Raw genomic sequence first — 420 nt, 5'->3', positions numbered from 1 at the left:
AGCAACTACATTAAAAAAGGACTAACTGTAAAAGACGGAGATCTTGATAAAGATGGAATTGTCGACGAAAAAGATATTCGCTTCGTTGAAAAGAACTTCTTGAAAAAAGGTCCAGATGCATCTAAATCACAAACACCTGTAGAAAAATCAAAAAGCGGTACACTGACAGATATTTTAAAGAAGTTAGGATTAACACCTAAAAAATAATCATAAAGAGCACTCTATATAAAATAGAGTGCTCTTTTCTATAAATGACCCTTATCCAGCAAAAGGGGTATATTGGGGATATACAAGGGAAACCGGAAAAGGAATTTATATTGAATTATATATAAATCCAGAAGTAAGAAGCAGGTCCCCACTTCCGGATTATTTAGCAATTAATTATAGTACTGGTGCCATAGTTTCTTTTAATACTTTTAC

At 32.6% G+C, this 420-nt stretch carries 2 protein-coding genes; both read left to right on the top strand.

The features are described 5' to 3' along the window. Positions 1 to 207 (top strand): hypothetical protein (locus CRU95_RS16250; protein ID WP_258238759.1); only part of this gene is annotated, 207 nt, incomplete at its 5' end. Positions 208 to 235: 28 nt separating this feature from the next. Continuing rightward, a partial coding sequence (locus tag CRU95_RS16875; protein ID WP_258238758.1) for a hypothetical protein occupies positions 236 to 420 on the top strand: 185 nt, incomplete at its 3' end.

Source organism: Arcobacter sp. F2176, assembly GCF_004116465.1.
In the GTDB taxonomy this organism is placed as follows: domain Bacteria; phylum Campylobacterota; class Campylobacteria; order Campylobacterales; family Arcobacteraceae; genus Arcobacter; species Arcobacter siniprincipis.
This window is presented reverse-complemented; position numbering and strand designations above follow the sequence as displayed.